This is a genomic window from Marinobacter sp. BW6, from assembly GCF_008107725.1.
Lineage (GTDB): Bacteria > Pseudomonadota > Gammaproteobacteria > Pseudomonadales > Oleiphilaceae > Marinobacter.
The window spans coordinates 1481667-1499169 of the sequence record NZ_VIRN01000064.1; the positions used below are offsets into that span (position 1 = coordinate 1481667).

At 58.0% G+C, this 17503-nt stretch carries 18 protein-coding genes; 11 read left to right on the plus strand and 7 right to left on the minus strand.

Translation table 11 applies throughout. The features are described from left to right. The first annotated feature begins 55 nt into the window (after nucleotides 1–55). Entirely contained in the window at nucleotides 56–1351 is a 1296-nt protein-coding gene (locus tag FMN52_RS15455; protein ID WP_148609460.1) for an adenylosuccinate synthase, read from the plus strand. A 55-nt stretch (nucleotides 1352–1406) separates the two neighbouring features. On the opposite strand, the gene cmoB is transcribed toward FMN52_RS15455, so the two are convergent. The 5 genes from cmoB to FMN52_RS15480 are packed head-to-tail and all read right to left on the minus strand — an operon-like array spanning nucleotide 1407 to nucleotide 5024. Further along, nucleotides 1407–2399 (minus strand): tRNA 5-methoxyuridine(34)/uridine 5-oxyacetic acid(34) synthase CmoB, encoded by a 993-nt coding sequence (cmoB, locus tag FMN52_RS15460; RefSeq protein ID WP_205424956.1) that lies wholly within the window; start codon nucleotides 2397–2399, stop codon nucleotides 1407–1409. Between the two features lie 2 nt (nucleotides 2400–2401). Then, nucleotides 2402–3178: a carboxy-S-adenosyl-L-methionine synthase CmoA gene (gene cmoA, locus FMN52_RS15465; protein WP_148609462.1), complete on the minus strand. Its 777-nt coding sequence runs from the start codon at nucleotides 3176–3178 to the stop codon at nucleotides 2402–2404. Continuing rightward, the gene (locus tag FMN52_RS15470; protein WP_148609463.1) at nucleotides 3171–3539 is read right to left on the minus strand and encodes a kinase; all 369 of its coding nucleotides are present in this window, start codon (nucleotides 3537–3539) and stop codon (nucleotides 3171–3173) included. The genes cmoA and FMN52_RS15470 overlap by 8 nt, the downstream gene beginning before the upstream one ends. 34 nt (nucleotides 3540–3573) lie before the next feature. Beyond that, nucleotides 3574–4590 (minus strand): serine/threonine protein kinase, encoded by a 1017-nt coding sequence (locus FMN52_RS15475; protein ID WP_148609464.1) that lies wholly within the window; start codon nucleotides 4588–4590, stop codon nucleotides 3574–3576. Nucleotides 4591–4601: 11 nt separating this feature from the next. Then, on the minus strand, nucleotides 4602–5024 hold the full coding sequence (locus tag FMN52_RS15480) for a hypothetical protein (protein WP_162851875.1): 423 nt from the start codon (nucleotides 5022–5024) through the stop codon (nucleotides 4602–4604). Between the two features lie 152 nt (nucleotides 5025–5176). Here FMN52_RS15480 and FMN52_RS15485 point away from each other — a divergent pair, with 152 nt between their 5' ends. Beyond that, nucleotides 5177–6286, plus strand: coding sequence for an NAD(P)/FAD-dependent oxidoreductase (locus FMN52_RS15485; RefSeq protein WP_148609466.1), 1110 nt, complete (start codon nucleotides 5177–5179; stop codon nucleotides 6284–6286). On the opposite strand, the gene FMN52_RS15490 is transcribed toward FMN52_RS15485, so the two are convergent. Beyond that, a complete protein-coding gene (locus FMN52_RS15490; protein ID WP_240339496.1) occupies nucleotides 6283–7026 on the minus strand; it encodes a ComF family protein in 744 nt (247 codons plus the stop codon). The genes FMN52_RS15485 and FMN52_RS15490 overlap by 4 nt on opposite strands. Nucleotides 7027–7067: 41 nt before the next feature. Here FMN52_RS15490 and bioB point away from each other — a divergent pair, with 41 nt between their 5' ends. From bioB to FMN52_RS15535, 9 genes are all read left to right on the plus strand, one after another. Next, nucleotides 7068–8126, plus strand: a complete 1059-nt coding sequence (gene bioB / locus FMN52_RS15495; protein WP_148609467.1) for a biotin synthase BioB — start codon at nucleotides 7068–7070, stop codon at nucleotides 8124–8126. Between the two features lie 74 nt (nucleotides 8127–8200). Next, complete coding sequence (gene bioF, locus FMN52_RS15500) at nucleotides 8201–9376, plus strand: 8-amino-7-oxononanoate synthase (RefSeq protein WP_148609468.1); 1176 nt, start codon at nucleotides 8201–8203, stop codon at nucleotides 9374–9376. Next, nucleotides 9373–10128, plus strand: coding sequence for an alpha/beta fold hydrolase (locus tag FMN52_RS15505; protein ID WP_148609469.1), 756 nt, complete (start codon nucleotides 9373–9375; stop codon nucleotides 10126–10128). The genes bioF and FMN52_RS15505 overlap by 4 nt, the downstream gene beginning before the upstream one ends. Continuing rightward, nucleotides 10116–10943 carry a malonyl-ACP O-methyltransferase BioC gene (gene bioC / locus FMN52_RS15510; protein WP_346341311.1) on the plus strand — a complete coding sequence of 276 codons (828 nt, stop codon included), beginning with the start codon at nucleotides 10116–10118 and terminating at the stop codon, nucleotides 10941–10943. The genes FMN52_RS15505 and bioC overlap by 13 nt, the downstream gene beginning before the upstream one ends. A gap of 22 nt (nucleotides 10944–10965) precedes the next feature. Continuing rightward, the gene (gene bioD, locus FMN52_RS15515; protein WP_148609470.1) at nucleotides 10966–11658 is read left to right on the plus strand and encodes a dethiobiotin synthase; all 693 of its coding nucleotides are present in this window, start codon (nucleotides 10966–10968) and stop codon (nucleotides 11656–11658) included. A gap of 51 nt (nucleotides 11659–11709) precedes the next feature. Further along, nucleotides 11710–11955, plus strand: coding sequence for a flagellar basal body rod C-terminal domain-containing protein (locus FMN52_RS15520; protein ID WP_148609471.1), 246 nt, complete (start codon nucleotides 11710–11712; stop codon nucleotides 11953–11955). 22 nt (nucleotides 11956–11977) lie between these two features. Continuing rightward, nucleotides 11978–12646 carry a putative metalloprotease CJM1_0395 family protein gene (locus FMN52_RS15525; RefSeq protein WP_148609472.1) on the plus strand — a complete coding sequence of 223 codons (669 nt, stop codon included), beginning with the start codon at nucleotides 11978–11980 and terminating at the stop codon, nucleotides 12644–12646. A gap of 271 nt (nucleotides 12647–12917) precedes the next feature. After that, entirely contained in the window at nucleotides 12918–14717 is a 1800-nt protein-coding gene (locus FMN52_RS15530) for an acyl-CoA dehydrogenase C-terminal domain-containing protein (protein ID WP_148609473.1), read from the plus strand. A gap of 211 nt (nucleotides 14718–14928) precedes the next feature. Further along, a complete protein-coding gene (locus FMN52_RS15535) occupies nucleotides 14929–16719 on the plus strand; it encodes an acyl-CoA dehydrogenase C-terminal domain-containing protein (RefSeq protein WP_148609474.1) in 1791 nt (596 codons plus the stop codon). 90 nt (nucleotides 16720–16809) lie between these two features. Here the strand turns inward: FMN52_RS15535 and FMN52_RS15540 are convergent, their stop codons facing one another. Beyond that, the gene (locus FMN52_RS15540) at nucleotides 16810–17445 is read right to left on the minus strand and encodes an endonuclease (RefSeq protein ID WP_148609475.1); all 636 of its coding nucleotides are present in this window, start codon (nucleotides 17443–17445) and stop codon (nucleotides 16810–16812) included. Nucleotides 17446–17503 lie beyond the last annotated feature (58 nt).

Here is a 17503-nt window from a genome sequence, read left to right on the forward strand (position 1 = left end):
ACAGGTAAACTTGCGAAACGCCTGTCCTTCGGGGCAGCCGCATTGAGAGAGAATCATGGGTAAAAATGTTGTTGTGCTGGGCACCCAGTGGGGTGATGAAGGCAAGGGTAAGATTGTTGACCTACTGACCGACAAGGTCGCAGCGGTTGTTCGCTTCCAGGGCGGGCACAATGCCGGTCATACCCTGGTGATTGACGGCAAGAAAACAGCGCTTCACCTGATTCCTTCCGGTATCCTGCGGCAACACGTTTATTGCCTTATCGGTAATGGCGTCGTCCTGTCGCCCGAGGCCCTGCTTAAAGAAGTGCGGGAGCTGGAGGCCAATGACGTGGCGGTACGCGATCGCCTGCGCATCAGCCTGGCCTGCCCGATCATCCTGCGTACCCACGTTCGTATCGATCAGGCCCGTGAAAGGGCGCGTGGTGTCGACAAGATCGGCACAACCGGTCGTGGTATTGGCCCGGCCTATGAAGACAAGGTGTCCCGCCGTGGCTTGCGTCTGGGTGATCTGTGTAATCCGGCCGACTTCGAAATGAAGCTGCGGGAGATCATGTCGTACCACAATTTCATCCTGACCGAGTACTTCAAAGAAGAAGCTGAAGACATTGATGCGGCCCTGGAAGAGCTGAAGCAGATGGGTGAGGAAATTCTGCCCATGGCTGCGGATGTCACTGACATGCTGCACGATTTCCGCAAGCGTGGAGAGAACATCCTGTTTGAGGGCGCTCAGGGCTCGCTGCTGGATATCGACCTGGGTACCTACCCGTACGTGACGTCGTCCAACACCACGGCCGGCGGCACCGCCACTGGCTCCGGTTTTGGCCCCCTGTTCCTGGATTATGTCCTGGGTATCACCAAGGCCTACACCACCCGTGTTGGTTCCGGCCCGTTCCCCACCGAACTGTTTGACGACATGGGCAAGCACCTTGCCGTCAAGGGTAATGAAGTGGGTACGACCACCGGTCGCTCCCGCCGTTGTGGTTGGTTCGATGCAGTCGCCCTGCGCCACGCCATCCAGATCAACAGTGTGTCCGGCATCTGTCTGACCAAGCTCGACGTGCTGGACGGACTTGAGACCGTGAAAGTGTGTGTCGGTTACAAGACCCCGAACGGAGAGATTTTCCGGCCGCCCATTGGCTGCGATAGCTATAAGGACATCGAACCGGTTTATGAAGAGCTGCCCGGTTGGAGTGAGAGCACTGTTGGCCTGACCAGCGTCGACCAGTTGCCCGAGAACGCCAAGGCCTATATCCGTTTCCTTGAGGAGCAGATTGAAGCGCCGATCGACGTGATCTCAACCGGTCCGGATCGTATTGAAACCATTACGCTTCGTCATCCGTTTGGCGCATAATCGCTGACGGATGAAAGAAACCGCCCTGCCGAAAGGCACGGCGGTTTTTTCGTGTTCAGGGTTTCTCGGCAATCACGGTGGCCCGAAGCGGCGCCGGGTACCCCTCCACGGTTTTTGCCGGATCGTCGGGATCCAGAAAATCCTGCAGGGAATTAAAGCGCATCCAGTCAGTGCTGCGCTGTTCCTCGGTAGTGGTGGCGGTCACATCCACCACCCGGGCATTCCGGAAGCCGGTGCGGTCCAGCCAGCGCAGCAATGTGTCACAGGTGGGCAGGAACCAGACATTGCGCATCTGACCGTAGCGATCCTCAGGCATCAGGCTGAAGCCTTCAGGCCCCTCAACCACGAGCGTTTCCAGCACCAGCTCGCCACCCCGGCGAAGTGTTCCCTTGAGTTCCAGCAGATGATCCAGCGGCGAGCGCCGATGGTAAAGGACACCCATGGAAAAGGTAGTGTCGAAGGTTTCAAGATCTGTAGGAAGATCTTCCATCCGAATTGGCAGCAGGTCTACGGGGACATCGCCGAGGTAGTCCCTGACGCTGAAGAACTGGAACATGAACAGGAGCCCGGGGTCGATGCCGATCACCCGGCTGGCACCTTCCCCCAGCATTCGCCAGCAGTGGTATCCAGAGCCACAGCCGACATCCAGTATCCGGCGACCGGAAAGCTCTGAAAGATAGGGAGATACCCGGTCCCACTTCCAGTCAGAGTGCCACTCAGTATCGATGTATGTGCCAAAAAAATCGAAGGGTCCCTTGCGCCAGGGCATCAGGCCGCGCAACCCGAGCTCCAGCTGTTCCTGTTGCGGCGCGCTCAGGGGCTGCGGCGAGGTCAGGGTAACGGCGGAGCTGCCCAGCTGCGCCTCTACGTTCTCAAGGTAGGGCAGGCTCTCCAGGGCGGCCTGCCAGCGATCCAGATCCCCATGGGGGCGGTCTTCAAAGCGGTGGATCAGTTGCTGACGTAGCAAATCAGACCAGTGATCCAGTCCGTCTTCCGAGAGTGTATTGATGATTGGCCCGAAACGGGCTTTCCAGTCAAAATCTGCCATGGTCATTCGGTGGTTTCGTTGGCCTTGATGGCGAGCATGGAAACAAAGTTGAAGCACTGGTACCACACCACCACATCATTGAAGCCCGCGGCCAGAAGTCGCGCCTTGTGGGCCGCCAGTGTTTCAGGGATGAGCACTTGCTCGATGGCCGTGCGTTTCTGGCTGATTTCAAGATCCGAATAGCCGTTGGCACGTTTGAATTCGTGATGCAATCGGGTCTGAATGGCCTGCTGGGCTTCGGACTCGAAGCGGATTTTCTCTGACAGGATCAGGACGCCGCCGGGGAGAGTGGCTTCTGCAATTCGTTCGAGCAGGCTGGCCCGGTTTTCCGGATCGACAAACTGCAAGGTGAAATTCAGAGTGGTTACCGAGGCGTTGCTGAGTTCGGTGTCCAGAATATCTTCGCATCTGAGAGTGACGGGGAGGGGGCTGTCGTCCAGGGCAATGTAATGCTCGCAGCGTTCGATCATAGCGCTGGAGTTGTCCACGCCAAAGAGTCTGCAATCTGCATGGGGTAGGCCGTGGCGCATGGCCAGAGTTGACGCGCCCAGGGAGCAACCAAGGTCATAACAGTGAGAGGCTGGTTGCGCGTATTGTTCGGTAATAACCTCGATCATCGGAATGATGGTGGTGTAGCCAGGCACCGAACGGCGAATCATGTCCGGGAACACCCTGGCCACCGAGGCGTCGAATCGAAAATCCTCCGGCCGGCGCTCTGTGGCAAACAGCCTGTCCGTAACCTGCTCGGGGGCCTCCGACGGCTTTCGGGATTTAACCATTGGAGTCTGGTGCCTCAGGAGAGGGTGGAACGGCAGGCCCTGTCGGTGACGGTCTGGAGCAGCGGACACCCCGGTTTTTATAGTCCACGAGGATTCCCCGGAATGATGGGTCGACATCGGCGGCGATCGCCAGATAACCGTTCTCGCAGACAGCATGCAATTCCGAGGCCTTGGGTGACATTCGGAACGGATCGTCTTCGGTCACGTGAATGGCCTGGAAATCACCAACTGGCATGTGATCCTTATTGTCGCTGTGACTGATCTTGCCACTTATTTCCAACGTGAGAACAGTGCCGATGATCGCGACCAGTGCGGTTACAATCAGGCTGCGAACAGTATAACGGGCCTCATTCTGGCTCATGCCTACCTCGAATCAAACGAATTTAAAGTATTGCTCAGTACTGCCCCGGCACCGTGATAGCAGGAGACTGCAGGGCTGATAACTGCTCCCGGAGCGAGAGAATCTGGTCTGACCAGAATCTTGGTTGTGCAAACCAGGGGAAAAAGCGCGGAAAGGCAGGGTCATCCCAGCGTTTGGCCAGCCAGGCGCAATGCGCAATCTGCCGGTAGCAGCGTAGCGGCTCAATCAGGTGGCGTTCACGGCGATTGAAATCACGGAACATTTCGTAGCCTTCCAGCAGTTCTCCAAGCTGGGCGCCCCTTTCGACATCGTCGCCATTCAGTAGCAACCACATGTCCTGAATAGCGGGACCTGTGCGGCAATCGTCCAGATCCACAAACAGCATCTGTTCGTCCCGGCACAGAATATTACCGGCGTGGCAGTCGCCATGAAGTCGCAGGGTTTCCACCGGGCCGGCTTCATCTACCCGAGCGGCACAGAGTCTTCGCAGATCTGGAATCAGGCTGTCCCACGCGGGCCTGAGATCCGCCGGAATCCAGTCGCCCTGTAACAAAAGCCGGTTGCTGGCTTCGATGCCCTCTAGCAAATCCATGTCGGAGCGATGGGCAAAAGGTCTTCGGGCGCCAATGTTGTGGATCTGACCCAGCCACTGGCCCAGCCGATAAAGGGTATCGGTTACACTGGTGTCCGGCGCCTGACCGCCACGCTGTGGAAAAACCGCGAACAGGAATTCGCCATGGCGACCGAGGGTGTCGCCGGAAGCCAGTTGCATTGGGGCAACAACCGGAATGTCCGCCTGCAGAAGTTCCAGGGTGAACTCATGCTCCTCCCGGATTTCAGCTTCGCTCCATCGACCTGGCCGATAAAATTTGGTGATGACCGGGGCACCTTCGTCCAAACCCACCTGATAAACCCTGTTTTCATAGCTGTTCAGCGCGAACAGCCGGCCACTAACTGCAAACCCTGCCTCCTCCATCGCATCCAGAATGGTATCGGGCGTCAGGGAATCGTAGGGGTGGCTGGATGTCGCAAGTGATGGGTCAGGGGTCATAAAGGGACGTTTCAGAGCCTTGTATCGTATTTGGATTTCATGGATTGCAGATGGTACCAGTTTTCATCCAGCTCCCAGCGGATACGGCTGATGCCAGACGCCCCGAGAACCACGTCTCCGGCGCGGGCCTGAACCTGTGCAAGCTCGCGTTCTGCCCGCTGCCAGTCCCGATGGCTGTCCCCAAGATTACGCATACTCGGAAATACCGCGCTCAAGGCCTTCTGGGTAGATGTGGTGTGGGATCGCAGTGAACTCATAATGGCAGTGTCACCCTCCACCCTGAGGACCCGATGCTTGTAGGGATAGCTGGCAACCACATCGTCAGCTTTCAGTCGCTCATTCAGGCTGATTACCTCAAAACCACGCCAGCCGAGCCACCCGACAAACAGAGCGGCCACCACCATTACCAGAACAAACTGCTTCCTGTCAGACATCATAAGCCGGGCTCCATGCACTACTTTCCGGAAGCAAGTATAACCGGTATAGGCTCTTGAGTAATGTGTTCAGCCTTCCCGGGCCAGTTTTCGCAGGGATGCAAGGATGGGGTATGCTCAGTGGCTTGTCAGTAGAGCAGGGGCAAGCCTGAGTGTCGACAGAAGTCCTTCAAACCCAAACTGTTGTAATCGGCGCCGGTGTCGTGGGGCTTGCCATTGCCCGCGCCCTGGCGATAGCCGGACAAGAGGTGATTGTGCTGGAAGGCGCAGGCCGGTTTGGAGAAGGCATCTCCTCACGAAACAGCGAAGTCATTCATGCCGGGATCTATTACCCGCAAGGGTCACTGAAGGCGGAACTGTGCGTTGAAGGCCGACAGCGGCTTTACGAATATTGCCGAACCCATAAAGTCGAACACCGGAAATGCGGCAAATGGATTGTAGCGGCCGACGAATCACAGAATGGCAAACTCTGGGATATTCAGGCCGCTGCAGCGCGCAACGGCGTAGAGCTGGCCCTCCATGACGCAGACAGAATCACCCGCGAAATCCCGGAAATCCGCGCCAGTTCGGGTCTCTGGTCGCCGGAAACCGGTATCGTCGACAGTCATGGGCTGATGCTCTCTTTGCTTGGCGAGCTCGAGGATGCCGGCGGCCAACTCGCTCTCCGGTCGCCCCTGGTGGCCGCTGAATCGGGCAACCACTGGCATCTTCTCCACGTGGGAGGCGACCATCCGCTGACCCTGAAAGCGCAAAACGTCATCAACGCCGCAGGACTCGGCGCTGTCCCACTGGCAAACACCTGGGCCGGTTTGCCAGACGAGTACAAACCAAAGCAGTGGTTCGCCAGGGGCGTCTACTTCAGCTACAGCGGCCAAACACCCTTCAAAACGCTGATCTACCCGGTCCCCGAACCCGGAGGTCTCGGTGTTCACCTAACCCTCGACCTTGCTGGTCAGGCTCGCTTTGGCCCGGACGTAGAATGGATCGACAAGGAAGACTACACCGTCGACTCAAACCGCCAGGAAACCTTCGCCAGCAGTATCCGCCAATGGTGGCCAGGCCTTGATCCGGCCCGCCTCCAGCCCGCCTATGCCGGCATTCGCCCCAAGTTGGCGGGCCCTGAGGGCGGTTTCGCAGACTTTCGAATTGATGGGCCGGAAGACCACGGTTTGCCGGGACTGGTTAATCTGTTTGGTATCGAATCACCCGGGTTAACGTCCTGTCTGGCGATAGCAGAACGTGTAACAGCGATATTGGCTTAGCCGGGAGTCCTGGCCAAAGCCCAAACCTGAATCTCGCGAGCCCCGGCCTGCCGCAGAACCGAAGCCAAAACCCGAACCGTCGCCCCCGTGGTCACCACATCATCTACAATGGCCAACCGCTCAGGCACCACCGACGTCACCTCAAACACCCCCCGAAGATTCGCAAGCCTCGCCTCACGGTTCAACTCTCGCTGTGCCCGAACCCTCCGGACGCGCTCCACCAGCCCGGTAGACACAGGAATGTTCAGGTGGCCCCCGAGGGTCTCGGCAATGTCCTGGGCCTGATTAAACCCCCGCTGCCGTCGTCGCCGCGAATCCATTGGTGCGGGCACCAGCGCCTCCGGCTTCAGGATCCTGCCATCGTGCAATGCCTTCTCAAGAAAGCCGGCGAAATCGGCCATCAGCGGCCGTCCGAACTTGCGTTGGCCATTGTACTTGTAACGGCTAATCATGCCGTCCAGTGGGTACTGGTAGCGCCAGGGAACGAGAGACGAATCGAAGGGTGGCGGGTGCTTCAGGCAGTCGCCACAGAGCAGCTCAGAAGATGGAAAAGCCAGGGGCAGGGCGCAGCAGCGACAATGCCAGAGGTTGACGGGCAACTCGTCACGGCAGGGTTGGCATAACCCGTTGAAAGCGTTGGCGGACAAGCAGGCGACACAGAGTCCTCCGTGCTCTACGCTGTTAACCTTTTGCTCCATGAAGGTTGACAGCCAGTTCAGTCCCTTTATCATCTGATTCATCCGTAAACCCAGAGACCGGGAAAGGTTAACAGGACTTTTACATGACCGCTACAGAACTCCGCCACGACTGGACACTGCAGGAAGCCCGCGAGCTTTTCGAGCTTCCCTTCAACGATCTTCTGTTCCGTGCCCAGAGCGTGCACCGGCAATATTTTGATCCGAATGAAGTGCAGGTCAGCACTCTGCTGTCGATCAAGACGGGTGCCTGCCCGGAGGATTGCAAATACTGTCCCCAGAGTGGTCATTACAACACCGGCCTTGAGAAAGAAAAGCTGCTGGAAATTGAAAAGGTGGTGGCTGAAGCCAAGGCTGCAAAACAGAAGGGGGCTTCCCGGTTTTGCATGGGCGCCGCCTGGCGCAGTCCTTCGAAGAAAGACATGCCTTATGTTCTGGACATGGTCAAACAGGTCAAATCCCTGGGGCTTGAGACCTGCATGACGCTTGGCATGTTAAAGGAAGAGCAAGCCGTGGAGCTGGCCGATGCCGGGCTGGATTACTACAACCACAATCTGGACACCTCTGAGAAGTATTACAGCCACATCATCACCACGCGTACCTACCAGGACCGTCTGGACACGCTCGACAATGTTCGCAAGGCCGGCATGAAAGTGTGCTGCGGCGGCATTATGGGCATGGGGGAGGATGAGGATGACCGGGTTGGTTTGCTGGTCCAGTTGGCAAATCTGCCCCACCATCCGGAGAGTGTGCCGGTGAATATGCTGGTGAAGGTAAAAGGCACGCCTCTGGAGGACGTTGAGGATCTGGATCCGTTCGAGTTTATCCGGATTATTGCGGTGGCGCGGATCTTGATGCCGGCTTCCCATGTTCGCCTGTCGGCTGGGCGTGAAAACATGAATGAGCAGATGCAGGCTCTGTGTTTCATGGCCGGCGCCAACTCGATCTTCTACGGTGAGAAACTCCTGACCACCGCCAATCCGGAAGCCGATGCCGATATGCTGTTGTTCAAGCGCCTGGGTATTCGCCCTGAGCAGCGTGAGCAGTGTGCGTCGGAGGAACAGGAAGAGGAGGCGATTGCCGAAGCCGTGGAGTATGAGGCGACCCGTCACATGTTCTATGACGCTACGCGGGAATCTGCCTGAGCCTTTGATCTTGGGAGGCAGCGAGCCTCACCCGCTCGTTGCCCGGACCGTTGAGTTAACCTCCAGGTGCTATCGTGCGGGACTTTGCCCTTGAACTCGAAGAGCGGAAACAGGCCGGCCTTTACCGGACGCGGCGGCATGTAGCCGGTCCTCAGGCGCCCTCTCTAATTGCTGACGGCAAACCTTTGTTGTCGTTCTGCAGTAATGATTACCTTGGTCTTGCCAACAACCCTGCCAATATCGCGGCACTGCGTGATGCGCTTCCGGAGACCGGGCTCGGGGGTGCGGCTTCCCATCTGATTTGTGGTCACCATGATGCCCATCACCAACTGGAGCTTCGTCTGGCGGAGTTTACCGGGCGCAGTTCGGCGCTGTTTTTCTCCACCGGTTACATGGCGAATATGGGCGTTATTTCGGCGCTGGCCGGGCGGGGCGATACGATTTTTTCGGATCGGCTGAACCACGCCTCCATTATCGATGGCTGTATTCTTAGCCGTGCCCGGGTTCGCCGTTATGCCCATGGAGATGTGGCAGCGCTGGAGGCGATGCTTTCAGAGACGTCCGGGCACAAGCTGGTGGTAACAGACGGTGTGTTCAGCATGGATGGTGACATTGCGCCGTTGGCGGAGTTGGCTCGGGTCTGCCGGGCCCACGATGCGTTACTGGTTGTCGATGATGCTCATGGAATTGGTGTGCTCGGACCTCAGGGCCGGGGCAGTGTGGCTGAAATGGGGTTGTCTGAAGAAGACGTGCCGGTCCTGATCGGTACCTTGGGCAAGGCGGTAGGAACCAGTGGCGCATTCGTGGCCGGGCCGTCGATGTTGATGGATTATCTGGTTCAGAAGGCCAGGACCTATATTTACACGACGGCGATGCCGCCGGCGCTTGCCATCGCAACCATGTCGAGTCTGAACCTTATTGAGAGGGGGCAGGGGCGTCGTGATCATGTATTGGGGCTGGTGTCCCGGTTCCGGCGGGAGGCCTCTGCCATGGGGTATGAATTGATGCCTTCACGGACGCCGATCCAGCCGATCATGATAGGCGACAATCACGACGCGCTGGCGTTGAGTCAGGCGCTGGAGGAGCGAGGTTTGCTGGTCTCGGCAATTCGTCCGCCGACGGTTCCGGTGGGTGAAGCGCGTTTGCGGGTAACGTTCAGTACCGCACATTCTCAAGAGAACCTTGATTGTCTGCTGAGTGCGCTTTCAGAGTGCCGTCATCTGGTTCAGCAGGCGGACGTGGCGATATGAGCTCCGGAAAGGTCTGTCCGCGTCTGGTGGTGGTTGCGGGTTGGGGCGTTCGCGCAGAGATGCTGTCGGAGCTCTATGGTTACTGGCCGGGGGAGGTTGTGCCGGTGTCTCTGGACGATGAGTTGCTGGCTCGTTGCCATTCCCTTTCCGAGGTGACTGATGAGTTGTTGTCGCTTTATCCAGAGCCGTCGGTCTGGATGGGATGGTCCCTTGGCAGTCAGGTTGTGATGGAGGCCGCCGCTCGGGAGACCGGCGCGGTTTCCTGTGCCATAACGCTGGGTGGTTTTCCGAAGTTTGTTGCCGATGACAGCTGGCCCCATGGAATGCCGGAACCGGATTTCCGGGCTTTCGCCGTTGGCATCCAACGGGACCCCCAGCGGTATTGGCTGCATTTCCTGTTGTTGATGATCAACGGCGCTGCGAACGAGAAGCAGGAGCGGCAATGCCTCAAGCCCTGGTTGGAAAAAGGAACCCTGGTTTCACACGCGCACCTCTGTACAAGCCTTACATGGCTAAAAACTGGGGACCAGAGGGCGTTATGGCGTTCACTCGTCACGCCGGCCCTGCATGTGATGGGGGAAAACGACGTTGTGGTAAGCTCCCGGGCGGATGATCTTGCGGTTCCCGCTTCAAGTGACTATGCGGTCGTCCCTGGAATGGCGCACTGGCCGGGCGGTTGCTCGGCTTCGGATTGTTGGGGCGCGATACAGGCGTTTTTTGCCTCGCAAAAGGCATTGTCATGGACGTTATGAGCTGTTCGCCGAGTGCATCGGCCGGTGTTTCTGAAACGCTCAAGTCCGATATTGCCAGGGGGTTCGGCACTGCCAGTGGCACCTATGAAAGTGCCTCCAGACTGCAGCGTTTTATGGGCAACACCATGCTGCAGAAATTCCAGTCCCGTGACATTCGGCAGCTCGATTCGACAGCCCTGGACCTTGGTTGTGGCACCGGGTGGTTTACCCGGAAATTTGCTGATCTTGAGCAGATTGGGCCGCTGACCGGGGTTGATCTGTCACCGGGTATGCTGGAACAGGCTCGTGCGAATGGGCCAGACGGAATCAGCTGGATTTTGGGTGATGCCGAGCACCTCCCTTTGCCGGATGACAGTGTCGACCTGATTTTCAGTAACCTCATGATTCAATGGTGTGATGACCCCTGTGCAGTGCTCGGGGAGTGTCGGCGTATCTTGCGTCCCGGCGGGCGTCTCATGGTCTCCACGTTGCTTGATGGCACGCTGCGTGAGCTTAAAGCTGCCTGGCAGGCAGCGGATCCTGAACATCAGCACGTAAATCGCTTCGAAACCGACCTTGCTTTTCAGGCCAAGGTGCGCGCCGAATTGCCGGATGCAATCATTGAAACCCGCACCATCAGGCTTCCCTACGAGTCGCCGATGGCCCTGGCAGGAGAGCTTCGCCATCTCGGGGCGGGCTTCCGGGGCGCTGGTCGGCGACGAGGGGCCACGGCACCCGGGAGAATGCGGGCAATGTGCAGGCAGTACCCCCAAGAGCCAGAGGGCACTATCATGGCAAGCTATGAGGCTGCATGGGTTTACTGGCAGAAACCATAGGACTACCTGACAGGAAATAATAATGGCCAAGCAATCTTTCTTTGTAACTGGCAACGACACGGGGGTTGGAAAAACCCTGGTATCCGCAGCCATCCTTCACGCGGCCAGGGCCATGGGGAAGCACACCCTGGCGATGAAGCCCATCGCGTCCGGTTGCAATCGGACACCAGAAGGCCTCCGCAACGACGATGCCCTGATCTTGCAGAACGCCATTACGGAGCCGCTGGCTTACGAGTTGATTAACCCGGTAGCACTGGAACCGGCCATTGCGCCTCACGTGGCCGCTGAGCAGGCCGGACGTCACATCACCTCTGATCGCCTTGTCGGATTCTGCCGTGGGTTGCAGATTCGTCCGGCAGACCTGCTGTTGGTGGAGGGCGCCGGCGGCTGGCGGGTCCCTCTCAACGACCGGGAAACCTACTCGGAGTTTCCGCGCCAACTGAACATGCCGGTTATCCTGGTGGTTTCACTCCGCCTGGGCTGTATCAACCATGCTCTGCTGACGGCGGAAGCCATCAGGAGTGACGGTCTGAAAGTGGCAGGTTGGGTCGCCAACCGTACAGAGCCTGAGCCCATGAGTTGCGAGCAGGACACCCTGAATTACCTGGTGAACCACATGGGAGCACCCTGCCTGGGCATCCTTCCCTGGCTGGAGCAGGCGCGTCCGGAAATGCTGGCGGGGTATCTGAATATTGATGTGCTGTTTGAAAATTGACCAAATGTGTGGCTTAATTGAGTCAATTAATGGTCATCGGGCATCGCGGTTATGATCAATAACACTCTCGCAGTTGGGATCCAGGGCATTCAGGATGGCATGGTCGGTATGGAAAATGCCGCCCGCAAGATTGCCCGTGGCGGCACGGATGGACCCCAGGGGACCGCAGAAGGTCCCGGCAGCCTTATTGAACCTATTGTTGACCTCAAGGTATATGAGCGCAGTGTTGAAGCGTCGGCGCAGGTGGTAAAAACCGCGGACGAAACATTGGGAACGCTTCTTGATATCATGGCCTGACAGCTGAAAGGACGCCAAGTTCGTGCTTTCTTCCCTCCCTCCTGTCCCTCCATCTTTCCCCGGGGCGTCTTTTCAAGGCCAGGCCTCGCCACGAGTCCAGACAACCGGCTCAGCAGCGGCAGAGCCCGAGACGCCCTCGGTCGAAGCCAGGTTCACTGAGGCTTCCGGAAAAGCCGAGTCCGCGCGAGAAAACCCTGAGTCAAAACCCGGTGGTGAGGATTCGGGTAGCCCGCAGGGCTTGACTGAACAAGAGCTGAAACAACTGACTGAGCTGAAAGCACGGGATCGTGAGGTCCGTGCCCACGAAGCCGCGCATCAGGCGGTTGGCGGCCAGTATGCGGGCGCCATGTCCTTTACCTATCAGCGCGGCCCGGACGGAGCACAGTACGCGGTAGGTGGTGAAGTCTCCATCGATCTGTCTCCCGTACAGGGAGACCCCCAGGCTACCATTGAAAAGATGCGGATCGTCCGGTCGGCGGCCATGGCGCCGGCGGAGCCTTCCGGACAGGACCGGGCCGTTGCCGCCCAGGCCATGCAGATTATGCTCCAGGCCCAGTCAGAGCTTGCTGCCGAGACTGGGGGGCCATCAAGGGCTGCCAGTGATGCCTACCGTGAAGTCTCCGCCATGGGAGAGGTCGACCAAAACGATGACGAAAACCGGGTCTCGTCCTTCGAACCGGTGTCGGCCTGATCCTCTGGTGTCCCAAGACCTGATCCGCCTATAAATATCCCGCAGTTACAGCCTGCTGGCACCCTGTGCGCACTGTTATGGCGCGTGCTCAGGTGACAGTTCGCAACACAAATTTTGCACCCGCCTATTGACAATTCTGTGCCTGTAAACGTATGTTTCAAACAAGTGTTTAATTAAGGCTGCGGCGCAGTGCGTTGCAGTGTCTGAGCAAACCCAAGGCCAGAAGCTGTAAAACCTTATTCAGCTGAGACCGAGAACCGAGGTGGATTCCATGCCTGAGTACAAAGCGCCCCTGCGTGACATCAAATTCGTAATGACCGAGCTGCTGGACAGCGAGCAGCACTACGCCAACCTGGAAGGTGCCGAAGACGCCACTCCGGATATGGTGGATGCCATTATCGGGGAAGGTGCCAAGTTCTGTGAGCAGGTTCTGTCTCCGCTGAACCAGGTGGGTGACAAGGAAGGCTGTACCTGGAGCGAAGACGGTGTAAAAACACCGACTGGCTTCAAAGAAGCCTACCAGCAGTACGTTGAAGGCGGCTGGCCTTCCATGACCGCCGATCCCAACTATGGCGGCCAGGGACTTCCGCATTCTCTCGGTCTGGTGATGAGTGAGATGGTTGGTACCGCCAACTGGTCCTTCGGCATGTACCCGGGCCTGAGCCACGGTGCAACCAACACCATTGAAGAGCATGGCACCGAAGAGCAGAAGCAGACTTACCTGACCAAACTGATCAGCGGCGAGTGGACCGGCACCATGTGTCTGACCGAGCCACACTGCGGTTCCGACCTGGGCACCCTGCGCACCAAGGCAGAGCCGAATGCTGATGGTACTTACGCCATTACCGGCACCAAGATCTTTATCTCGGCCGGCGAGCACGACATGGCCGAGAACATTGTTCACATCGTTCTGGCACGCCTGCCGGGCGCTCCGGAAGGCACCAAGGGTATCTCCCTGTTCATCGTGCCCAAGAATCTGCCGAACGAAGATGGCTCCTCCGGTGAGCGCAACGCAGTTTCCTGCGGCTCCATCGAACACAAGATGGGCATCCACGGCAACGCTACCTGCGTGATGAACTTCGACGGTGCCAAGGGCTGGTTGATTGGTCCTGAGAACAAGGGCCTGAACTGCATGTTCACCTTCATGAATACTGCCCGTATCGGCACCGCTATCCAGGGTCTCGGTGCGGCCGAGCTGGGTTTCCAGGGCTCGCTGACCTACGCCAAGGAGCGTCTGGCGATGCGTTCACTGAGCGGTCCGAAGAACCCGGAAGGCATTGCTGATCCGATCATCGTTCATCCGGATGTGCGTCGCATGCTGCTGACCCAGAAAGCGGTTGCTGAAGGCGCCCGTGCTCTGATTTACCTGACTGCGCAGCAGGCCGATGTTGTTCACAGCGGCAAGACCGAAGAAGAGCGTCGCGCGGCAGACGAAGCTCTGGGCTTCCTGACGCCCATTGCCAAGGCTTTCCTGACCGAGATCGGGTACGAGGCAGCCAACCTGGGTATGCAGGTATTCGGTGGCCATGGCTTTATCTCCGAGTGGGGCATGGAGCAGAACGTTCGTGATGCCCGTATCGGCATGATCTACGAAGGCACCACTGGTATTCAGGCGCTGGACCTTTTGGGCCGGAAGGTTCTGATGACCCAGGGCGAATCCCTGAAGGGCTTCACCAAGCAGGTGCACGTGTTCTGCAAGGAAAACGCTGACAACGAGCAGCTGAAGGAATTTATCGAGCCGCTGGCGGCTATGAACAAGGAGTGGGGCGAACTGACTACCAAGATTGGTATGTCCGCCATGAAAAACCGGGAAGAAGTGGGCGCGGCCTCTGTGGACTACCTGATGTACTCCGGCTACGCGGTATTCGCGTACCTGTGGGCGCGCATGGCCAAGGTTGCTCTGGACCGGATGGTAGAAGGGACGACCGAAGAAATGTTCTACAACGCCAAGGTTCAGACTGCACGCTTCTACTTCAAGCGTATGCTGCCCCGTGCCAAGGGCCACGCAGAAAGCATGCTGGCCGGCGCTGACAGTCTGATGGATATGCCGGAGGAAGCCTTCGCCATCTAAGGCGCGGGCACCGAAGGAAGGTTCCAAAGGACAGAAAGCCCGCGCTCCCCGGAGGCGGGCTTTTTTCATGAGTTGCGGTCCGCTTTTAGGGTAGAATGGGCGCCCATAAAAATAATCTTCAGCGGACACATAGCCCGAGCAGGTGTGACCGGCCGGAATAGCGGCCCCATTGCCACCTGAACAGACTGACAGAATTTTTGGAGAGTTTTAGATGGCTGATTATCAGGCACCCCTACGTGACATGCGCTTCGTTCTGAATGAGGTTTTTGATGCCCCCGCCTTGTGGGCTTCACTGCCCAAGGTTGCCGAGAATGTAGACCCGGAAACGGCTGACGCGATTCTTGAAGAAGCCGGCAAGATCAGCAGCGGTGTACTTGCGCCCTTGAATCGAGAGGGTGACGAGCAGGGCTGCAAGTGGAATGACGGTGAGGTGACCTCTCCTGACGGCTTCAAGGAAGCCTACCAGACCATCGTTGAAGGCGGCTGGAACGGCCTCGGCGGTAACCCGGATTTTGGCGGCATGGGCATGCCCAAGACTCTGGTGGCTCAGTTTGAGGAAATGATGCAGGGTGCCAACATGGCGTTCGGCCTGGCCCCCATGCTGACGGCAGGTGCCTGTCTGGCACTTGATGCCCACGGCAGTGACGAGCTGAAAGAAAAATACCTGCCCAATATGTACTCAGGCGTCTGGTCCGGGGCCATGGATCTGACCGAGCCCCATGCCGGTACCGATCTCGGTATTATCCGCACCAAGGCCGAGCCCAACAATGACGGCTCATTCAACGTCTCAGGCACCAAAATCTTTATTACCTGGGGCGAGCATGACATGGCGGAGAACATCATCCACCTGGTGCTGGCCAAACTCCCGGACGCACCGAAAGGTCCCAAGGGCATTTCCTTGTTCCTGGTACCCAAGTTCCTGGTGAATGACGATGGCTCCCTTGGCGAACGCAACAGCTTCAGCTGTGGCTCCCTCGAGAAGAAAATGGGCATTAAGGGTTCTGCTACCTGTGTCATGAACTTCGACGGCGCCAAAGGCTGGCTGGTCGGCGAGGAGAACAAGGGCCTGGCTGCGATGTTCACCATGATGAACTACGAGCGCCTGGGTGTGGGCATCCAGGGTATCGGCGCTGCCGAGGCTTCCCTGCAAAGTGCCCGGGAATATGCCCTTGACCGTATTCAGAGCCGAGCGCCAACCGGCGCCCAGCAGCCTGAAAAAGCTGCAGACCCAATCCTCGTGCACCCGGATGTCCGCCGAATGCTGCTGACCATGAAAGGCTATGTGGAAGGCGGTCGTGCTTTCTCAACCTACGTGGCCCAGTGGCTGGATATCTCCAAGTACGCCGAGGATGACGAGCGTCGCAAGCACGCTGAGGGCATGGTGGCGTTGCTGACGCCGGTGGCCAAGGCATTCCTGACCGATCGCGGTCTGGATGCCTGCATCATGGGGCAACAGGTCTTCGGTGGCCATGGTTTCATCCGAGAGTGGGGCCAGGAGCAACTGGTTCGTGACTGCCGTATTACCCAGATCTACGAAGGGACCAACGGCATCCAGGCGCTGGATCTGATGGGCCGGAAGGTGGTTGGAACCCAGGGTAAGCTCTATGAGCTGTTTGTCCAGGATGTGGCGAACTTCCTTGAGGAGAATAGCGGCGACGAACACCTGCGTCCGTTCCTTGAGCCTCTCGCTGCGGCGGTTGAGCGCCTTGACGATGTCACCGAGCACGTCATCAAACAGGCCAGTGGTAACCCGGACGCCGTTGGCGCTGCGTCTGTGGACTATCTGGACCTGTTCGGTCTGACGGCTCTCGGCTATATGTGGGCGAAGATCGTCAAAGCGGCTGCACCTCAGGCAGAGGCTGATACCTCCGGGTTTTACAGCGGTAAGCTCAAAACGGCGCGTTTCTACTTTGACCGCCTGCTGCCGAAAACCGTCTCCCTGGCTGAAGGCATTCGCAGCGGAAGTGACTCGATGATGGCGTTGACTGCCGAAGAATTCTGATTCTCGCAGAGAAAACCACGCATAAAAAAAACAGGCCTGAGGGCCTGTTTTTTTATGGTCGACTGGTAATTAGCCTGGTTCCTCGGACGCTCACAGTTGCTCCATTCTCTCCGGGGTAGTGACAAAGGGATTGTCGTTGCCCTGGATGTCCGCAATACGCCGGTGACGGGTGAGCTCACCATCATCCGGCGGGTCGAGCCGGTTCCATCCCTTGAATACCGCGGAGGAGCCCAGCCAGGGCAGGCCGTAGGTGTCCACCATGTAGGCCACCGTGCGCGCAACATCGCCTTTGACCCGGACGGGCGGCTCGAAGAACTGGGCGCTCTGGCGAATGCCACAGTCATCCTTACTGACCGACGAGCCAAGGTCTTCGTAACGGGCGTTGCGGCGGCCCATCTCGGTTCGGCTCCGAACCGGTATCATGTTGTGCATGTCGGATGCGATCTGGCGGTAGCGATTGTCCTGTTCACATTGACGTGATGTGCCACAGTCCAGTGCGCTTCGGATGTCTGCCAACGGGTACACGTAGCCGTCTGTCAGCACAAAGCCCTTGCTGGTGAAGGCGGTGTTGCAGAAGAAGGAGTTGCCGCCACTGGCATAGAGGTCACCCCAGAAGTGATCGGAAATAACGGTCTCTGGATCGCTGAATCGGGTGTTTTGTCCAATCACGAGGGTGGTGGTAAGTAACAGGCAGAGTGCTGAGGGTATCAGTAAGAATCTTTTCATACGCCTTTTATACCTCGCAGTGTGCTCAAGCGACCTGGTAATTCGGGCCCCTTTGATC